The 680-nt window shown below is 72.2% G+C and carries 1 protein-coding gene; it reads left to right on the top strand.

Going from position 1 to position 680, the window contains the following annotated elements; translation table 11 throughout:
* On the top strand, window positions 1–680 hold a 680-nt coding region (locus AC1DQ3_RS36615; protein WP_477124963.1), incomplete at both ends, for a hypothetical protein.

Here is a 680-nt window from a genome sequence, read left to right as displayed (position 1 = left end):
AGCTGTCCCTGCTCTCGGGCGCGGCGGAAAGCCAACTGCGCCGCGAGCCGGCCTTCAAGGCACTCTCCGTGGAATTGGCCGCCATTCGCGACGCCGTGCCGCGCCGGGACGGGGAAGCCAGCCTGGCCTACGCCCGCCGCCTGCACGAGCAGCGGCCCGGCCTCAGCCTGAGCGAGTTGTCCCTGCTCTCGGGCGCCGCGGAAAGCCGACTGCGCGGCGCGCCGGCCTTCAAGGCGCTCCCCGTTGAACTGGTCGCCATTCGCGACGCCGTGCCGCGCCTGGACGGGGAAGCCAGTCTGCCCTACGCCCGCCGACTGCACGAACAGCGGCCCGGCCTCAGCCTGAACGAGCTGTCCCTGCTTTCGGGTGCCATGGAAAGCCAACTGCGCGGCGATCCGGCCTTCAAGGCGCTCCCCATTGAACTGGCCGCCATTCGCGACGCCGTGCCGCGCCGGAACGGGGAAGCCAATCTGCCCTACGCCCGCCGCCTGCACGAGCAGCGGCCCGGCCTCAGCCTGAGCGAGCTGGCCCTGCTTTCGGGCGCCACGGAAAGCCGACTGTGCCGCGAGCCGGCCTTCAAGGCGCTCTCCGTGGAACTGGCCGCCATTCGCGACGCTATTCGCGACGCCGTGCCACGCCGGGACGGGGAAGCCAATCTGCCCTACGCCCGCCGCCCCGCC

Source organism: Cupriavidus sp. 01T418 (assembly GCF_056398885.1).
The sequence above is the reverse complement of the archived record's forward strand: the minus strand, read 5'-3'. Positions and strand labels throughout refer to the sequence as shown.